The sequence below is a fragment of the Caballeronia grimmiae genome (assembly GCF_000698555.1).
Classification (GTDB): Bacteria; Pseudomonadota; Gammaproteobacteria; order Burkholderiales; family Burkholderiaceae; genus Caballeronia; species Caballeronia grimmiae.
On the sequence record NZ_JFHE01000010.1, the window covers coordinates 47,495 to 64,722 of the forward strand.

At 61.5% G+C, this 17,228-nt stretch carries 16 protein-coding genes; 4 read left to right on the forward strand and 12 right to left on the reverse strand.

Translation table 11 applies throughout. The annotated features are described in order from the left end of the window. Positions 1–34 precede the first annotated feature (34 nt). Both BG57_RS13125 and BG57_RS13130 read right to left on the reverse strand, forming a co-directional pair. Entirely contained in the window at positions 35–508 is a 474-nt protein-coding gene (locus BG57_RS13125) for a ferritin-like domain-containing protein (RefSeq protein ID WP_035963699.1), read from the reverse strand. Between the two features lie 94 nt (positions 509–602). Beyond that, entirely contained in the window at positions 603–1,310 is a 708-nt protein-coding gene (locus BG57_RS13130) for a FadR/GntR family transcriptional regulator (protein ID WP_035963701.1), read from the reverse strand. Between the two features lie 446 nt (positions 1,311–1,756). Between BG57_RS13130 and BG57_RS13135 the strand changes: the two genes are divergently transcribed. The 4 genes from BG57_RS13135 to BG57_RS13150 all read left to right on the forward strand — a co-directional run bounded on the left by BG57_RS13135 (position 1,757) and on the right by BG57_RS13150 (position 6,393). After that, entirely contained in the window at positions 1,757–2,656 is a 900-nt protein-coding gene (locus BG57_RS13135; RefSeq protein WP_035963966.1) for a ketopantoate reductase family protein, read from the forward strand. A gap of 78 nt (positions 2,657–2,734) precedes the next feature. Beyond that, positions 2,735–3,064, forward strand: coding sequence for a DUF4148 domain-containing protein (locus BG57_RS13140; RefSeq protein ID WP_035963703.1), 330 nt, complete (start codon positions 2,735–2,737; stop codon positions 3,062–3,064). Between the two features lie 705 nt (positions 3,065–3,769). Beyond that, positions 3,770–4,171, forward strand: a complete 402-nt coding sequence (locus BG57_RS13145) for a hypothetical protein (protein ID WP_035963972.1) — start codon at positions 3,770–3,772, stop codon at positions 4,169–4,171. A 410-nt stretch (positions 4,172–4,581) separates the two neighbouring features. Beyond that, positions 4,582–6,393: an alpha/beta hydrolase gene (locus BG57_RS13150; protein ID WP_035963705.1), complete on the forward strand. Its 1,812-nt coding sequence runs from the start codon at positions 4,582–4,584 to the stop codon at positions 6,391–6,393. A 617-nt stretch (positions 6,394–7,010) separates the two neighbouring features. On the opposite strand, the gene BG57_RS13155 is transcribed toward BG57_RS13150, so the two are convergent. The 10 genes from BG57_RS13155 to BG57_RS13200 all read right to left on the reverse strand — a co-directional run bounded on the left by BG57_RS13155 (position 7,011) and on the right by BG57_RS13200 (position 16,942). Further along, a complete protein-coding gene (locus BG57_RS13155; RefSeq protein WP_035963707.1) occupies positions 7,011–8,552 on the reverse strand; it encodes an amidase in 1,542 nt (513 codons plus the stop codon). Positions 8,553–8,582: 30 nt separating this feature from the next. After that, the gene (locus tag BG57_RS13160; RefSeq protein ID WP_035963709.1) at positions 8,583–9,347 is read right to left on the reverse strand and encodes an SDR family NAD(P)-dependent oxidoreductase; all 765 of its coding nucleotides are present in this window, start codon (positions 9,345–9,347) and stop codon (positions 8,583–8,585) included. A 54-nt stretch (positions 9,348–9,401) separates the two neighbouring features. After that, positions 9,402–10,052: an ANTAR domain-containing response regulator gene (locus tag BG57_RS13165; protein ID WP_035963711.1), complete on the reverse strand. Its 651-nt coding sequence runs from the start codon at positions 10,050–10,052 to the stop codon at positions 9,402–9,404. 1 nt (position 10,053) lies between these two features. After that, complete coding sequence (locus BG57_RS13170) at positions 10,054–11,208, reverse strand: transporter substrate-binding domain-containing protein (protein ID WP_035963712.1); 1,155 nt, start codon at positions 11,206–11,208, stop codon at positions 10,054–10,056. Positions 11,209–11,285: 77 nt separating this feature from the next. Then, positions 11,286–12,272, reverse strand: a complete 987-nt coding sequence (locus tag BG57_RS13175; protein WP_035963975.1) for an acetamidase/formamidase family protein — start codon at positions 12,270–12,272, stop codon at positions 11,286–11,288. Between the two features lie 14 nt (positions 12,273–12,286). Beyond that, complete coding sequence (locus BG57_RS13180; protein ID WP_035963714.1) at positions 12,287–12,994, reverse strand: ABC transporter ATP-binding protein; 708 nt, start codon at positions 12,992–12,994, stop codon at positions 12,287–12,289. Beyond that, entirely contained in the window at positions 12,991–13,701 is a 711-nt protein-coding gene (locus BG57_RS13185; protein ID WP_035963716.1) for an ABC transporter ATP-binding protein, read from the reverse strand. The genes BG57_RS13180 and BG57_RS13185 overlap by 4 nt, the downstream gene beginning before the upstream one ends. Next, positions 13,698–14,768 (reverse strand): ABC transporter permease subunit, encoded by a 1,071-nt coding sequence (locus BG57_RS13190; protein ID WP_035963718.1) that lies wholly within the window; start codon positions 14,766–14,768, stop codon positions 13,698–13,700. The genes BG57_RS13185 and BG57_RS13190 overlap by 4 nt, the downstream gene beginning before the upstream one ends. A gap of 9 nt (positions 14,769–14,777) precedes the next feature. Then, positions 14,778–15,647, reverse strand: coding sequence for an ABC transporter permease subunit (locus BG57_RS13195; RefSeq protein WP_035963720.1), 870 nt, complete (start codon positions 15,645–15,647; stop codon positions 14,778–14,780). A gap of 62 nt (positions 15,648–15,709) precedes the next feature. Continuing rightward, positions 15,710–16,942 carry an urea ABC transporter substrate-binding protein gene (locus tag BG57_RS13200; RefSeq protein ID WP_035963722.1) on the reverse strand — a complete coding sequence of 411 codons (1,233 nt, stop codon included), beginning with the start codon at positions 16,940–16,942 and terminating at the stop codon, positions 15,710–15,712. Between the last annotated feature and the right edge of the window lie 286 nt (positions 16,943–17,228).

Consider the following 17,228-nt stretch of genomic DNA (forward strand, 5'->3'; position numbering starts at 1 on the left):
GCGCGCTGTCCGTCCAAGGGCTGCGCGCTTTCTTTTACACATGCCCGTTTCGTCTCTCGGGCGACGTTTCGACTTCGCCGGGGCGGCGCAGCATCTTGTCGACCTCGCCGGCATGCATTTCTTCGGTCTGAATCATCTGTCGCGCGTACTCCTCCAGCGCCACCGAACGATCCTCGACGAGTTTAAGCAATTGGCGATACAGGTCGAGCGCAACGTTTTCCGCTTGCAGTGATTCGCGCAAAATCGTCGCGATGTCAAACGTGTGATTGTCGAGAAGCGGGCCGATTTCCAGCGACGGATAAGCGCCTAGCGTCGTGATCCATTCGCCCGCCTGATGCGCATGCATCAGCGATTCGTCCGCCTGCGCGCGCAGCCATGACACGATCGGAATGCGGCCGAAGCCGAACACGAGAAACGAATAATGCGTATAGCGCACGACGCCAGCGAGTTCGGATTCGAGAATCCGGTTCAATACGCCAACGACCTCTTCCTTGTCGAGTTCCGCCATCGTTGCCTCCGTCATTGCGTTGCAAAGCGCGTTACGGCCAGTCAGGACACTCGAACATTGTAGTCATTGATTTCACTTGGCGCGCTCGACGCGCTCAAACCGGTTCTTCCACCCACATCGACGCACGCCCGAGCACTTGCCACATCGCAAGACGAGCGCCGCCGCCATCGGCTGTATCGATTGCACGCACGACGCGGCCATAGTCGCTCAGTTGCGATTCGGAGACGCGCGCAAGGGCATGCGGCTGCACGCGCAAGGACGCTTTCATCGCCCTGAGGCCCACGCGTACGACGCTTCCCATCTGCCGCAAGATTTCATCGCCGCTTGCATCGATGATGGTCGTCAGCAATGCATCCTCTGCCTGCGACTGCAAGTCCTCGGACGGCGAGGCGTGCACGAGCCGCTGAAAAGCTGCATTGATGCCGATGCGCTGATGCCGGTTCGCACGCGTCGCGGCAAGTTCGGCGGCGGGAGGATCGACAAGTGAACGGAAGTGAATGAGCCGGCGCATGCAGTCGGGCTCGGGCAGGGCGCGCAGGCGCCATTCGGCGACTTCGGCATCGATGATCAGCCACTCGCTTGCCGGCCTGATTCGTGTGCCTGTCTTGGGTCGTACATCGAGCATGCGTCGCGAGATGAGGACGCTCAATGCTTCGCGCATGATGGTGCGGGACACGCCATGCTTCTTCGAGAGGATTACTTGTGGGGGCAGGACATTGTCTTTGTATTCTCCGTTGACGATGCTCGCGACAAGCTGATTGACCACGCGCTTGACGAGCGATGCTTCATATCCATGGTTCATTTTTTGTTCTCGTGAAAACGCCCACGCTTCGGCTGCGCGTTGCCCGTCGACAGGCCGCGCCGCATTTTGTTTTTCCTGATGTGACGCCTCGGTGCGTCGAGAGTTGGTCTCCAGTGCCGCGATCGCCGTTCGACAATCGTTGCCAATATCGGACCGGCGCAGCACATGCCCCATAGCGGTCGGCCATTGTTGGAAACCACCCGTCGATCCGCTGAAGCAAGCGTATCGTCCCGCGCTACGGTTTAACAATATGGTTCACGGCGAATTCGACTGACTATCGTGCGTCCGCCCACAAAGCAAGGGCATCGTCGGTTGCGCAAGCGTTTGCGCCTGACAGGCGTCGCAACACGTGCCGAGGCAAACGTTATGTTATTTTCTCGTCGCATGGATGAAGGCATCGATTGTTGATGCCGCCGATGCAGTCACAAAGCTACGAGGAACAGGCTATGAAATTTGCGGTAATGGGTGCGGGCGCGGTGGGCTGCTATTACGGCGGCATGCTGGCCCGCGCGGGTCACGATGTCGTGCTGATCGCACGGCGGCAACATGTAGAGGCCATTCAACGGGATGGTCTGAGGCTCGACACCAAGTCATTCGACGAGCACGTACGTCTGTCCGCAAGCACCGAACCTTCGGCTGCAGAAGGCGCGGATGTCGTGCTGTTTTGCGTGAAGTCGACGGATACCGACAGCGCGGCGCTTGCGCTCAAACCGTATCTGAATGAACGCACGCTCGTGGTGTCGCTGCAAAACGGCGTCGAGAACGCGGAACGCTTGCGTGAACTGTTGCCGCAGGAAGTCGCCGCGGCCGTCGTTTATGTAGCGACGGAACTGGCGGGGCCGGGGCATGTCCGGCATCACGGCAGGGGTGAACTCGTGATCGAGCCTTCGAGCATGAGTGAGGAAGTAGCTCGCACGCTGTCGGCCGCCTCGGTTCCCACTGAAATCTCCGATAATGTGCGCGGCGCGCTTTGGGCCAAGCTCGTCCTCAACTGCGCTTACAACGCGCTATCGGCGATTGCACAGACACCGTATGGACGCCTGGTTCAGGGAGAGGGCGTCACTCGGGTGATGCGCGACATCGTCGACGAATGCCTCGCTGTGGCGAACGCCGATGGCGTCACCATTCCCGGCGACGTGGATGCAGCAGTGCGCGGGATCGCACAGACGATGCCCAATCAGTATTCGTCGACTGCTCAGGACATGGCGCGCGGCAAACGCAGTGAGATTGATCACTTGAATGGATTGATCGTGCGCCGCGGAGAGGCGCTAGGCGTGCCGACGCCGGCTAATCGCATGCTGCATGTGCTCGTCAAGCTACTGGAAGCCGAACGCGAGAAACGCTAAGGCTGGGCACGGGCGATGCTGAAGTTTTGGGGCAAGCACGTATTTAAGACGTGCTGCCTTACAAACCGGAGCTTCGCCATGAAGTCATTCGTGAAAGCTGTGGCCGCCGCTGCCGTTCTGGTGGCGCCGGCAATGAGTTTCGCTCAGGACAATTCGTCGATAACGCGTGCGCAAGTGCAGCAGGACCTGCGGCAGGTGGAAGCCGCGGGCTATAACCCTGCACAGTCGGACCGCACCACCTACCCGAACGATGTACAAGCCGCCGAGCGCCGCGCTTCTCAGCAGAACGGGGCGATGAGAGGCGACGAAAGCGAGTACGGCGGCGCCAACGGCGGAAGCTCGGCAGCCGGCATGCGTTCGATGCGCCCGATGAACGACAGCAATCAGTCTGTCTATTTTGGGCATTGAGTTGCACTGCACGTCGACGGCTGTCAGTGCTTAACGCTATATAAAAAAGGCCCGGCAGAACTGCCGGGCCAAAAGGGGATGATCGTCGCCTGCGCCTCAAACGCCGTTGCGTGCGCTAAAGGCGTTGCCCGGTCTGATCATCCGCGTGGACAAATTCGAAATCGAAATAACCGTCCATATAGTTTTAGATACTGTCGCTTAAACCAGGCTTAAGCGGCGCGGTCATTGATGCGGAATATATATCCGCCCATTTCGTCTAGCCGTCTTCAGCGCACTGCGCCCGCACGTTACTCTTCTTTTTCCAGCGCCGGTCTGGCTCACCTGATCCGACAGAGTTGCTCGCCGGAAATAACTTCCGCTTGTTCAAACGCCTGAAAGCTGCGGGAGTGTCACACAGCAAACATTTCTTGGTTTGATGCTGTATGTTTGCTAGCATGTAGTCATAACAGCGGCGCGCAAACGGTTTCGAACCTCGCCTTTCGCGCGGAACAACCGCTCCCCGATGCAATGCGCCTGGCGTGCATTGTGTACAACACGCCCACTGATCCTGACCTCTTGCTTGGTTTTTCACAGGCGACGGGCACGGTCAGGGTCGCCGTTATTCCTGGCTTCTTGCAGGTGTCATACATATACAGTGACGTCGTTCGAATGGCGAATGACGCGAGGAAGCTTTGCGCTTGTAATCCGAGACCTTGCGGAGGAAACGTGCAAACGGAACTGAGCCAACGGCTTGCGAAAGCATTGCGACGCTGTGCGTCTCATCGGCAATTGCTGACCTATCAGCGTTTTCATTCATTATGTGACAAGGGCGTGCCACTGGTACAAAGGTATGCCGCACTTGAAACCGCCGTGCAAACGCTAGGTGATTTGCGTGATATTGATTATGGCGTGCTTCTCGCGCTCGATAGCGGACTACCCGGCACAGAGTTTTTCCAGCGTTATCTTCGTTATCGTCACAGCGAATACGTTCAGACGATGGGCGATCCCAAATATCAACCACAGACACTCGCCCGCAAGAAGGCCCTCGTGGCGAGTGAGCGGGCGCGTGTCTACGCGCACGCCCGCACAGCCGACGAGCAACCTGCGACGGTAAGCATCGCCGCGTAACTGCGACGGGCCTTGGCCGCGTTGCGTACGCCACTTCCGTCCTGCTCAATCCGAGCTTTGCATTTGCCTGCGACAATTGCGCTTCTGCTTCGCTGCGTGGCGCGTTGGCAAGCGCACATACGCGCTTGCAAGTACGCGCCTGCGTATCGGTGTTGCACGAATCAACCAGAAAAAACGGGTCGCTTCATCAACGATTCAATCGTCGTTTATGCCGCTATGTTGGCAAGGCGACTTTGAAAGGCCGTCTCGATTCCTATCATTGTACGGAATAGCCCGCCGATCGTTTTCATTTCGGAAGGCGGGTTAGGCGTCGGGAATGCATCGCGTCATTCCCGATTGCGCGCAAAGTCAAGGCAGAGGGAGCGGGGGCATCCCTTACTTTGTACGCCGCCAGAGACGAGGACATAACAATGAAACCGGTGGTATTCGGCAGTCGTTTCGGATGGCTGCATGCGGGGGCCAGCAAGCGCGGCGTGGTGCTGTGCAATACATACGGCCACGAATATGTATGGACCTATAGCGGCATGCGTGTGCTTGCGGAAGCGCTCGCAGCGCGTGGCGTTTGGGTGTTGCGTTTCGACTATCGCGGCACCGGAGACTCGAGCGGTGAAGATGCAGCGCCCGGACAGTATGAATCCTCGATCGACGATATCGGCGCCGCCGTCGATTTTCTCAAGGCGCAAACGGGCATCGAGCACGTCACGCTATGCGGCTTTCGCGTCGGCACCGCGTTCGCGGTGGAGGCGGCGCTAAAGCGTCCCGTCGATGATCTCGTGCTGCTTGCGCCTGTCGTCAGCGGACGCACTTACATGCGTGAACTGAGCGTGACGCGCAAGACGTGGCTCGACCAGCTCGCTGCGCCGCTTCGTGAAATACAGCCGCAGGACGGACCGCTCAATGTGCTCGGTCAGGCGTACGGCGACGATCTCAAGCGTTCGCTCGAATCCATCGATCTGCCGGCGAGCGTCAAGCGCGCGGGCGTTGCACCGGCGCGCCGCGCGTTGCTGATGCACGGACGGATCGGCTCGAAAGATCCGCTGCGCGATGCGCTCGTCCAAGCGGGCGTCGATGCACAGTCGCAAGTCTTCGATGACATGACGGGCTTCATTCAGGAATCCGCGTTCACGGTGACACCTCATGCGGCGTTTGCCAAAGTGGTCGAATGGATCGCGGAGGATCAGCCTCGCCAACCGGTCAAGGCATTTTCGCCGTGGCCTGAAGAGGACTTGCGCATTGAAACGCCCGAAGCGATCGAGCGGCCGGTTTGCATCGGCGAGGAGGGCATCTTTGGCATTCTGTGTGAGCCGCGCCTGGCAGCGTCGCGCAACTCGGTGTACTTGCTTGCGAATACATCGTCGAGCTCGCGAGTCGGCGACAGTAGATTGTCCGTGCGTATTGCGCGGGACCTGGCAAGACGCGGCATCGCTTCATTGCGTTTCGATGCGCGTGGCCGTGGCGACAGTCCCGCTGTGCCGGGTATCGAGCAATCGGACACGCCGTATCAACGCATATATAACCCGGTAGCGACGCAAGACACGGCTGCTGCAGCACGATGGTTATCGCGCCAGGGCTACAAGTCGATCGTTTCGTTCGGCATTTGCTCCGGCGGCTATCACGCGCTCAAAGCCGCGGTGATCGAAACGGCTATCACCGGCGTGGTCGCAGTGAATATCCCCACGTTCAAGCAGCCAGAAAACAAGACTGCTGAAGCGATGCGTGAATCGACGCGCAACTCAATGGCCGGTTATGCAGCGTCGATGTTCGAACTCGATAAATGGAAAGCGATCCTGCGCGGCGACAAGAACCTTTTGCGCGTGCTTGGCTTTATCGGCAACTATGTGACGACGCGTGCGCGTTCGCGTATCGCTGATGCATTCAGGCTCGACAGTCTGAGTCATACGCCGCCGGAACAGGCGACGACGCCTCAAAGCATCGCCCGGGCGCTGGACGCTAAAGGGGTGAAAACGGTGCTTGTCTATGGGAGCTATGACGCGGGTCTGGATGTGCTTGCGGCACATTGCGGCAAGCTCGGCACGCGGCTCGCGCGTTACAAGAGCGTGCGTGTGATGACCTTCGGCGATATCGATCATTCGCTGTTCAATCCAGCGAGTTCTGCGCGAGTGATTGCGTTGTGCGAGAGCGTCTGCAAGGAGACGTATGCGCCAGCGCCGCAGCCGGTTATCACGGTGCGTGCGCCGGCTGGGCCTTGGAGGAAGGCTTAGGCTGAGGTGCCTCGGGCCGGCGATGCGTTTGCCGGCCTTGGCGTTACCATTGCGTTCGGCGAGCGCGACGTTTGAACTTGGCCAAAAGCGGACATTTCTAATGAGCCCAATCCGGACATTACTAAAAAGCTCTAACAACAAAAATTATCGCTAATTTGCGTTATGTCAACTACGCGATGTGCCCATGCGGCTGTAAATCTCCGACCGCGCCAACGCCTCCCCACAACCTCGCCTTGACATCGAATAACGCCTGACTTGCCATCGCTTGCCCGCGTCACTCTTAACACCGAACCGAAGCACGAAGCCAGCGTTACGACGAGACCAGCTTCTGTCCTTGTGCCGCCATCGAAATCATGTTCAAGCAGGCGCCGGGGACGACGCCAGCCCGGCGCGCCGACGCCTCATGTTAGACGTCGGCGGCGCAGAGAACGTCCACCAGTTGCTTCTTCCTGCCCATCTCGACATCCTCATCGCGCTCGCGTCGCTTCGTCGAAGAACGGCGAATGCGTCGGCGAGCGGCCGAGCGCGTCGCGTCGCGTGCCGCAACCCGCGTACGTCGGGCCCGCTCGTCTACATACGACTTGCTCCGAGACGAGCCCCCGAGTGCCACACGAAATTCAATCCAGCGCCGGCGCCTTCCGCCTGCCAGCGCCACTTTCATACGCGAAAGCCAACCCGAGCAAGGCCGCTTCATCCCACTGCCGGCCCACGAAGATCAGTCCGAACGGCGCTCCCGACTCGTAATATCCCGCCGGCACCGCGATGCCTGGCAGCCCCGCGATGTTGATCTCGCCTACCGTCGTCTCCTGGATCGTGTCGTTGCCGTGCAGCGGCGGAAGCTCGCACCGCATCTGCGGAAAGACCAGCGCATCGAGCCGCTGCTCATCGAACACCTGCTCGAAGATTCGCAGATAGCGCGCTTTCAGTTCCACGAACTCGGGCATCTCCGGCGGCAGCGACGGATTGGCAAGCGCCGCCCCGAAGTCCCGCAAGCTATGCATGTAGCGCAGCACGCCTTGCGGTGCGAATGCGTCTTCGTCCCGTGTTGCCTCGGCGAACTCGGCAAAGGTCTTGAGCGCAGCGTGCTTGCCGAGCCGCTGAAGGTACTTCTCGAGATCGTAAGGAATGGATTCGAGACCGCGCGCATCGAAATTCTTCAAAGGCGGAGTCGGCTCGCGCAGTTCGGCAAATCCCGACCCCTCGAACGGATCGTCGACGAGCGTCGCACCGAGCGCGATCAGTTCGCCTTTGACGCGCTCATAGAGCGCCGCCGCTTCATCGGAGAGCGGCTGTGCGCGCCACCCCGGGCCATACAGGCCGATGCGCTTGCCGTTCAGTGCGTTGCGGTCCAGCGCGGCCGCATAGCCGCCTTCCGGTTGCCGGCCGACGCTCGCGAGCGTCTTGGGATCTTCGCTCGTATAGCCTGCCAGCGCGTCGAGGCATAGCGCGGCATCGCGCACGTTGCGGGCGATCGGTCCGACGACATCGCGATTGGCCGACAACGGCACCACACCCGCGTTCGGCACCAGCCCTATCGTCGGCTTGATGCCGACCAGATCCTGCGCCGATGCGGGGTTCTGAATCGAGCCGCCCGTCTCTTCCGCGAGTCCGAGCACGGCCATGCCTGCTGCCACCGCCGAGGCCGTCCCCGCGCTGCTGCCGCCCGGCACGCGGTCCGGCATCGCGACGTTGATCGTGGGACCCGCCCAACTGTCGTTCGCGTGCGAACCGGTATGGCTCAGGATGGGAACGTTCGTCTTGCCGAGCAGGATCGCGCCCGCCCGCCGCATCCGTGCGACGACCGGCGCATCGCGCTCGGGCATCAAATCGACGCCGCCTGTCTTGCTGTACAGCTTCGCCCATCCCGCAGTGGTCGGGAAGCCGACCATGTCCATCGGATCCTTGATGACGACCGGCACGCCCGCGAGCGGCCCCAGCGTTTCACCGGCTGCGCGCCGCTCGTCGATCCTGCGCGCATCGTCGATGGCGGCCGGATTCAAGAAGATCAGCGCGTTGTACTTCGCGTTGTAGCGCTCGATCCGCTCGAAGCACGCGCGCGCCAATTGCTCCGCCGTGAAGCTGCCGGTCCGAAAGCCTTCCTGCACGGCTTCGACCGTGAGTTCCGCGAGATCGATGTCCATTGCACTGCCAGTATTCATTCGATGCCCCTTGTCGAGTTGACCTGTTCCTCAAAGCTGTACGCCGCGCGTGAGCGCACCATCGACGACGATGTTCGCGCCGCTCACGAAGCTCGCCGCCGGACTCGCGACGAAGGCCACCGCATTGGCGATCTCCTGCGGCGTGCCCATGCGGCCCGTCGGGTTCAATGCCAGCGCCCGTTCGAACAGCGCCGCATCGTTGTGCTCGATCCAGTCCCACACGCCGCCTTCGAAATACACGTTGCCCGGCGAGACCGTGTTCGCGCGAATGCCCTTCGACGCCAGTTGATTCGCGAGCCCCTGCATGTAATGCACGAGCGCCGCCTTGAATACGCCATAAGGTCCGGCCGCGAAGTCGATCTCGCGGCCCGAGACGCTGGAGATCGCGACGATGGAAGCGGCCTTGCTCGATGTGAGATACGGCATGGCGGCATCGACGAGATTGACCGTGCCGAGCAGATCCGTTTCGAACTCCTTGCGCCACGATTCGATGTCGTTGCCGATCGCGAGCGCGCTGACGTTGGCCACGACGATATCCAGCCCGCCCCACTCCGCCCCGACGCGCCCGACCCACGCCTTCAACGCAGCGCCATCCGAGACATCGACGCGCTCACCCGACGCCCGCGCGCCGCTCAATTGCGCCAGTGCGCTCGCGGTCGACCGGACAGCCGCTTCGTCGCGTGCGCAGATGGCCACGTCCGCGCCTTCTGCCGCCAGTGTCCGCGCGATCGCGAGGCCGATGCCCTTCGTTCCGCCGGTCACGATCGCCTTCAAGCCCTTCAGTTGCAGGTCCATGTCCGTTGCTCCGTTGTATGTCGATGATTCGAAAACGCGGCCGCGCGGCGGCGCTCATCCCTTCTCGCGGCCATCCTCCGGCGGCATGCCGCGTGCAATCTGCAGTACTTCCCCCGCCTGGATGACCGAGTGACAGATATCGTCGATGGTCACGCGCTTTTCCATCGCCTGCGCGCGCAACATGTCATACGCTTCGCGCTCGCTCACGCGATGCATCGTCATCAAAATGTTCTTGGCTTCCTGCAAGTGCCGGCTGTCGAGCAGCTTCTGTTCGAGTTTCGCGATGCGCTGCACGTGCTGGCGGGCGCGCTTCGCGTGATAGAGCGCCATCACCACCGTGGACAGCAGCCCGGATGCGCGGATCGGCGTCGTGACGATGCCGTCGGAGCCCATCTTGATGGCCTGATCGATGAAAGTCGGATTCTCGTAGGCCACCACGCAAATGACGGGCGGCGCATCCGGCCCGGACCATTCGCCCTTCGGCGCCCGTTCCTCGGGCAGCAATGCGCGGAACACGAGATCGGTTTTCTCGGGCAGCGTGTCCGTCGGCGGCCAGCATCGCTCGACGTCGAAACCCATGCGTCTCAGGTGATTGGTGAGCGTCAGCCCGTCGTCGTCGTCCGGATGAAAGACGACCACCCGCGCATTGCGCTCGAGGATGGAGCTCGTGAGGCTTCGCTGGCCTCTGTCCGTGCGCGCGCTCACGTCAGTAGTCTCGCGTGCTCAACTTCGTGACCCAGTCGCCGAGCGTCTGACGCGTCATGTACGGGTCGGGGCCGACGGCGAACTTCGATTCGCGCAGGATCGTGAATTGTCCGTCCGCATTGGCGCGGCCGATGCGCGGATAAAGCGCCATATGATGATTGACGGGGTCGATACGCACGCGGCCCTGCGGCGCGGCGAACTCTGAGCCAAGGAGCTGCGGCATGATGGTGCGGATCTCGTCCGAGCCCGCGCGTGCGAATGCTTCAGCGAACATGTGCACTTGATAGTACGCAGCCTCCCAGTTCATGTCCGTCGGGGTGTCGGAACCGAAGCGCGACTGATGATGCGCGACCGCGCGGTGATTCTCTGGCGTGTCGAGGCTCTGGAAGTAAGGCGCTGCCGTGTAGTGCCCCGCCGCGATGCCGCGCTGCATCGCGTGAATCTCCGTCTCCGATGTATTGAGGCTGCCGATCGGCATGCCCGACGGATCGAGGTCCGCGTGAGCGAAGGCATCGTAGAGATAAGGCACGGTCGCACCGATGACCGTGCTGAAGATCCAGTCCGGCGACTTGCGGCGAATATCCGCGACCACTTGCTCGAATTGCTCGCGCGTGGCGTCGAGCGCAAGATAGCGTTCGCCGAGGATCGCGCCTTCGGGATGCTGAAGCAGCAACTCCTGCATGGTGCGATTGCATTCGTACGGATACACATAGCTCGAACCGACGAAGTACACGCGGGCGCCGAAAGTCTCGGTCATGAAGTCCGCGAGCTGTACGCCGTTCTGGTTCGGCGACGCGCCGCTGTAGATGATGTTGTCCGAATACTCGAAGCCTTCGTACATCTGCCCGTAAACCAGAAGCCGGTTGTGCTTCTCGACGACAGGCAGCATCGCCTTCCGGCTAGTCGACGTGTATCCCCCGAAGATGGTGTTCACGCCATCCTTGACGATCAGACGCTCGGCCAGCTCGCGAAACGCGGCGGGGTCCGAGGCGGGATCGTAGTGAATCGCGACCAGCTCGCGGCCGCCGATGCCGCCGCGCGCATTGATCTCCGCGATGGCGAGTTGCGCACCGCGCCATTGAGACTGCTCGAGCAAGGCGGTCGAGCCGCTCGTCGAGCAAAGCAGACCCACTCGGATGGGATCGGACAAAGCCATGGGTAACACGCTCTCGAATGCGCGGGGAGCGGACGCCCCGCGGGTTGTACTGTCTTCGCTTCTTGTCGGCCGGTGCGTTACTTCAGGTAATGCTTCGCGACCATCGCGCCAACGGTGTATTTTGGATCGACAAAATTGCCGAGGCGGACCTTGCCGACCTGACTCAGCATCATGTAGGCGTCCCACTTGTCGAAGCCGTACTCCGCGGCCATCCACAGCACCAGTTCGCGATAGGCGATGCGCGTCGCGTCTTCCAGGGGCCGCGCGCTGCCGATGCTCATCAGCGCATCTTCGTTCTCGAGCCGCGGCCAGTCGATGCGCCACTGCTTGATGAGATCGACGCGCACGGTCGTCGTGCTCTGATACTCGACGGCCGTTCCGCAGACTTCGCCGTCGCCCTGACAGGCGTGCGCGTCGCCGATGAAAAGCCGCCCGCCGGGCGAGCGCACCGGCAGATACGTGATGCTGCCCGGCCCCATGTCGGGCACGTCCATGTTGCCGCCGTGATTGTCGGGCGTGAGCGAGTTGATGGAATCGATCTCGGGCGAAAGACTCAGTGTGCCGATATGCGGCTTGTACGGCAGCGTGTTGCGTTTGCTCCAGTAGACGTTTTCCTCGTCGATCTTGATCTTCCGCACCACTTCGGGCAACGGCTCGTTGAGAAGCGCGGTGTAGTCCGTGCCCGTCAGTCCGCCGAAGTTCGGGATCATGCAGCAGAAGCCATGCGGATCGTCGCCGCGCGGCGCCATCTTTTCGATGTAGACAGCGACCACATCGCCCTTCTCCGCGCCTTCGATCATGATCGGCCCGTTCTGCGGATTCAGGAACGGCACCTGCAAAACTTCGGAGGGCTTGTCCGTCTCTTCCCTGATCTTGCCTTCGAAGGCGTCGCGTGTTTCCACCACGACACGGTCGCCCGGCTTCACGTGCAGCACCGGCTGCGAGTACGGACCGATGGTGTAGTGATAGGTCTTCTGCATCTCCTCGGTGAGATGATGTTCCACGGGTTCACGACCGGCGCCGACGCCGCGCTTCATCATGATCGAGTCTTCGAGCCATTTCATCTTTCCGTTCTCCGTCACAGTGCCAGATACTGGCGAATCAGTTGTTCGTCGGCGAGTTGCGCCGGGGTCAGCGTGTCGACGATACGGCCCTTGTCCATCACGCAGCAGCGCGTCGCGATGCGCTCGACCATCCCCATGTCCTGTTCGACCAGCACCACGCCGATGCCGGTCTCGCGGGCGATGTGCTGCAGCGTCTCGCCGATCAGATCGACGATGGAAGGCTGAATGCCTTCGGACGGCTCGTCGAGCAGCAGCACTTTGGGCGAGCTGATCAGCGCCCGCGCGATGGCAAGCTGCTGCTGTTCGCCGCCGCTCATCGTTCCCGCCTTCTGCTCGTAGCGCTTTTTCAGAATGGGAAAGTAGCCGACCACCTTATCCCTCATTTGCGCCGCCTGCGCGCGATTCGCCTGCGCGCCGACCTGAAGGTTCTCGGCGACCGTCAATGCGCCGAAGATCTCGCGGCCCTGAGGCACGTAGCCCATGCCCTTCTGTGCGCGCACATAGGGCTTCTCGTGGCCGATCGGATCGCCTTCGAGTTCGATGCTGCCCGCATCGAGGCCGACGAGGCCGATCAACGCGCGCATCAGTGTTGTCTTGCCGACGCCGTTGCGTCCGATCAGCGCGAGCACTTCGCCGCGCTCGACGTCGAACGACACGCCGTTGAGGACGCGTCCGCCGCCGTAACCCGCTTCCACGCCCGACACCTGAAGCAACGCGCTCATTTCTTTTTCCCCAGATAGACTTCGGCGACATCGTCGCGTGCGAGGATCTCGTCGAGCGGGCCGTCGGCGAGCAGGCTTCCGCCATGCAGCACCGTCACCCGCGACGCGATCTGCTTGACGAAGGTCATGTCGTGCTCGACGACCATCATCGTGAGACCGGCCGCCGAAAGACGCTTGATGAGTTCGCCGGTCGCATGCGTTTCCTCGACCGACATGCCCGCCACCGGTTCATCGAGAAAGAGCAGCTTCGGACGAAGAGAAACGGCCATCGCGATCTCGAGCCATTGCTTCTTGCCGTGCGAGAGATTGCGCGCGAGCACCGGCGCTTCGTCTTCCAGATTGAATCGATGCAACAGCTCGTCGAGGCTTTCGGGGCGATCGTCCTTCGCGCGATGCAGCGACAGTTGCAGATGCTGGCGCACGCTCAAATCCGGAAACACGCCCGGAATCTGGAACTTGATGCTCATGCCCATACGGATGCGTTCGTGCGGCAGCACATGACTCATGTCCTGGCCGAGGAACATCACGCTGCCCTCCGACGGCCGATGTTCCCCCGTGATGAGCTTGAAGAACGTGCTCTTGCCCGCACCGTTGGGGCCGATCACGCAGCGAATCTCGCCTGCATCAATCCTGAAGTCGATGCCGTTGATGACATGCGCGCCTCCGAAATGCTTCTTCAGTCCGCGCGTTTCGAGCAGCGTGGTCATGACTTGCCCTCCTCTCGCTTGAGACATGCGCCGCCTCGATGCGCGCCTTCGTTCGCCCCGCGATGAACCCGTCGCAGATGCCGCGTGACGAACGGCAGCAGGCCTTCCGGCGCCGCGAGCACGACGATCAGAAGAATTGCGCCGAGCAGGATCAGCGCGTACTGGCTGCCGTACACCGCGAGATTCTGCGAGAGCCAGACGAGCAAGGCCGTGCCGATCATCGTCCCGCCGATGCTTTTGCGGCCCGACGTCGCCACCCAGATGACGGGCATCGCGGCAGACGTGAGGCCCATCGTCGACGGCGTGATGTAGGAACCCCAGATGGTGTACAGCGCGCCCGACAGGCCGCCGAGCGTGCAGCCCAGCACGAACACGAGCAACTGATGACGGCGGATGTCGACGCCCAGCATCTCCGCGCGTTGCGGGTTCTCGCGAATGGCGATGAGCGTCAGGCCGAAGGGGCCGTCGAGCAGCCTGCGCATCACAACGTACACCACAAGCAACAGAATCAGCACGAGGTAATAGAAGCTCGCGTTCTCTAGCGTGAGCGGTCCGCCCGGCCAGGGAATCGTCAGCGGCGGCATGCCGCCCATGCCGTTGTAGCCGTTCAGCCGCGCCTCGCCGATGGCCCACTGCGGTCCTGCCGTCTGCGACATGAACGTTTCGAGCACGAGCGTCACCGACAGCGTGACGATGCCGATGAACACGCCCTTGATCCGGCCATAGAAGATCATGTAGCCGATCAGCGCCGCCACCACGACGCTCACGGCCAGCCCCGCAGCGAGACCGAGCCATGAATCGAACCAGGCATCGCCGTAGTTGAGCGTGAAGATGCCGTAGCTATAACCCGCGAGGCCGAAGAAGGCGGTCTGCCCGAACGACAGGATGCCGCCATAACCCCACATCGCGGCGAGCCCCACTGCGCCGAACGCCCACAGCAGGCAGTATGCGAGGTTGCCGCTGGTGTTCGCATCGACGACGAGCGGCAGGCCGAGCGCCACGAGCCAGGGCGCCCAATGCAGCGCACGCGCGGCAGCGCCGTTAGGGGACACATTCGTTTGATTCACGTCTGCCTCCTAGCGCGAGCGGGAAAATAGATTGCCGAGGCCTTGCGGCATCAGCCGAATGACGACGATGACCGTCACCAGCAAGCCGATCTGCCCGAACAACTGGCCGTACGACGCCGTGAGCCCGGTCTGGATGACGGCGAGCACCGCGGCTGCGGGCGTCGTTCCCGCGATCACGTTCGCGCCCCCGACGACTACCGACACGAACGCCTGCACGATGAAGTTGCTGCCCATCGTCGGGACCGCCGTCATGGTGGGGGCATAGAGCGCGCCGGTCAGCCCGGCCAGTCCCGCGCCGAGGGCGAAGGTCAACGTATAGAGCCGGTCCGTGCGCAATCCGAGGCACTGCGCGATGTTTGCGTTCTGGATCGTCGCACGCGCGCAGACGCCGTAGTTCGTCTTGAAGAACAGCAGATAGAGGCCGAACAGAATCGCCAGCGCGATGACCGGCAGCACCGCGCGATACGTCGAGAAAGAGTAGTCGCCGAGCGAGAACGATCCGAACGGCGTGCCGATGCCCTCTATCGAGGGTCCGGCGACGAGCAGCATCGTCTGCTGCACGATGAGGCTGATCGCCCAGGTGGCGACGACGGAATCGAACAGGCGGTTATACAGATGACGGATGACGAGCCGTTCGATCACGACACCCGCAAGCGCCGCCGCGACCGCGCCGAGCAGCATCGCGAGCGGCAGCGGCACACCGCGCTTGGCCGTGATGATCGTGACGTACGCGCCGCACATGATGAACTCGCCATGCGCGAGATTGATGACGCCCATCATGCCGAAGATCACCGCGAGACCGAGCGCCGCGAGCACCAGATAGGCGAAGCTGTCGCCGAACTGATAGATCAGCGAATAGAGAACCGAAAAGGTGGCCATGCATGCTCCACGTTCGAGGGCAACCGCGCGCTCGCGGCGTTCAGCGAGCGCGCGGACCCGGATCAGGACTTCTTGGGCAGGTTCGACGGCGTGTACTGGCGATGATCCGGCTTGTTGGGCAGATCGCAGCCCACTTTGCCGAGCCAGTACGGTTGCACATCGTCCCAGACCTTCGGGATCTCGACGGAATGATCTTCCTTCACGTGCACCAGGTAGATCGTGTGGCTTGCGTGATGGCTCTTCGGATCGATGCAGACCTTGCCCTGCGCGCCTTCGGTGCAGATGCCGCTTTCGAGCGCCTTGCGCACCGCATCCTGATTGGTCGTCTTCGCTTTTTCAGCGGCGGCCTTGTAGAGATAGATGGCGTCGTAAGCGTTCGCGGCTTCCTGATTGATGTACGGCTCGTTCGGGAATTTTGCGTGGAAGCGCTTCTTGAAGTCGTTGCTCGCCGGTGTATCGACTTCTTCGACATAGTTCGCCGTCACATACATGTCCTTCAATGCAGGCGGTTTAAAACGCTTGTGCTCATACGCCTGACCGACGTTCACGGAACTCGCCATCGGCAGGTTCAGGTGCGCCGAAGCCTGCTGCTCGTAATACGACGCCTGATTCGCGCCGACCAGCAACGTGACCACGAAGTCAGGCTTCGCCTTCTGAATGTTCTGGATCGTCTGTCCGAATTGCGATACGGAGAGCGGAATGAATTCTTCTCCGGCCATGGTGCCGCCGTTCTCCTTGACGATGTTGCGCACCCACTCCGCCGAGATTTGCCCGAAGTTGTAGTCGGCGGCGATGGTGTACACCTTCTTGCCGTATTTCTGCATCATCCAGGGGATCAGGGTCGAGAATTGCTGTTCGGGGACGGCGCCCGTCACGAAGGTGTTGGTATCGCATACGCCGCCTTCGTACTGGTTGTCGTACCAATAAAGCTGATGCGCGCGGTCCATGATCGGCCGGATCGCTTCGCGCGAGGCGCTCGAGAAGGCGCCGAAGATCACGTCCGGCTTGTCCGTCTGAACGAGACGCCGCGCGAGTTCCTGGAACTTCGTGTTGTCGGACTGCGTATCGTAGGCGATCAGCGATACGGGACGTCCGAGAATGCCGCCCTTGGCGTTGATCTCATCGACTGCCAGCTGCGTCGCGTGAATCTTCGGAATGGTCGCCAGTGCGAAGTTTCCTGAGGCATCTTCGAGCAGGCCGATTTTCACGGGATCAGCGGCGCTCGATGCGAGCGAAGTGAGTGCAAGTCCTGCGGTGAGGGCGAGACGCGTCCAGCCCGACGGCTTCAGCAACATGCGGATTCTCCAGAAGTGAGCGCTAGAACAAGGGGAAAAACGCGGACAAAAAAAAGCCCCCTGACGAACCGCTGGTTCGTCAGGGGGCTTCTGTGCCGGGTCCTCGGGCGGACATCTTTGTCAGGCCACGTGGGATGACTAAGTCTAAAGCGCCGAATTTTTGCTTGTCAACGCTGATCAAAAATCAATCCGACCCGCCGCCCATTCCCTAAGGGAATGCCTTCTATCACCCGCCGCCTGCCTTTTTGCAAAGCGGCGGCTGCCCGAACACCGCACGCCACGTCGT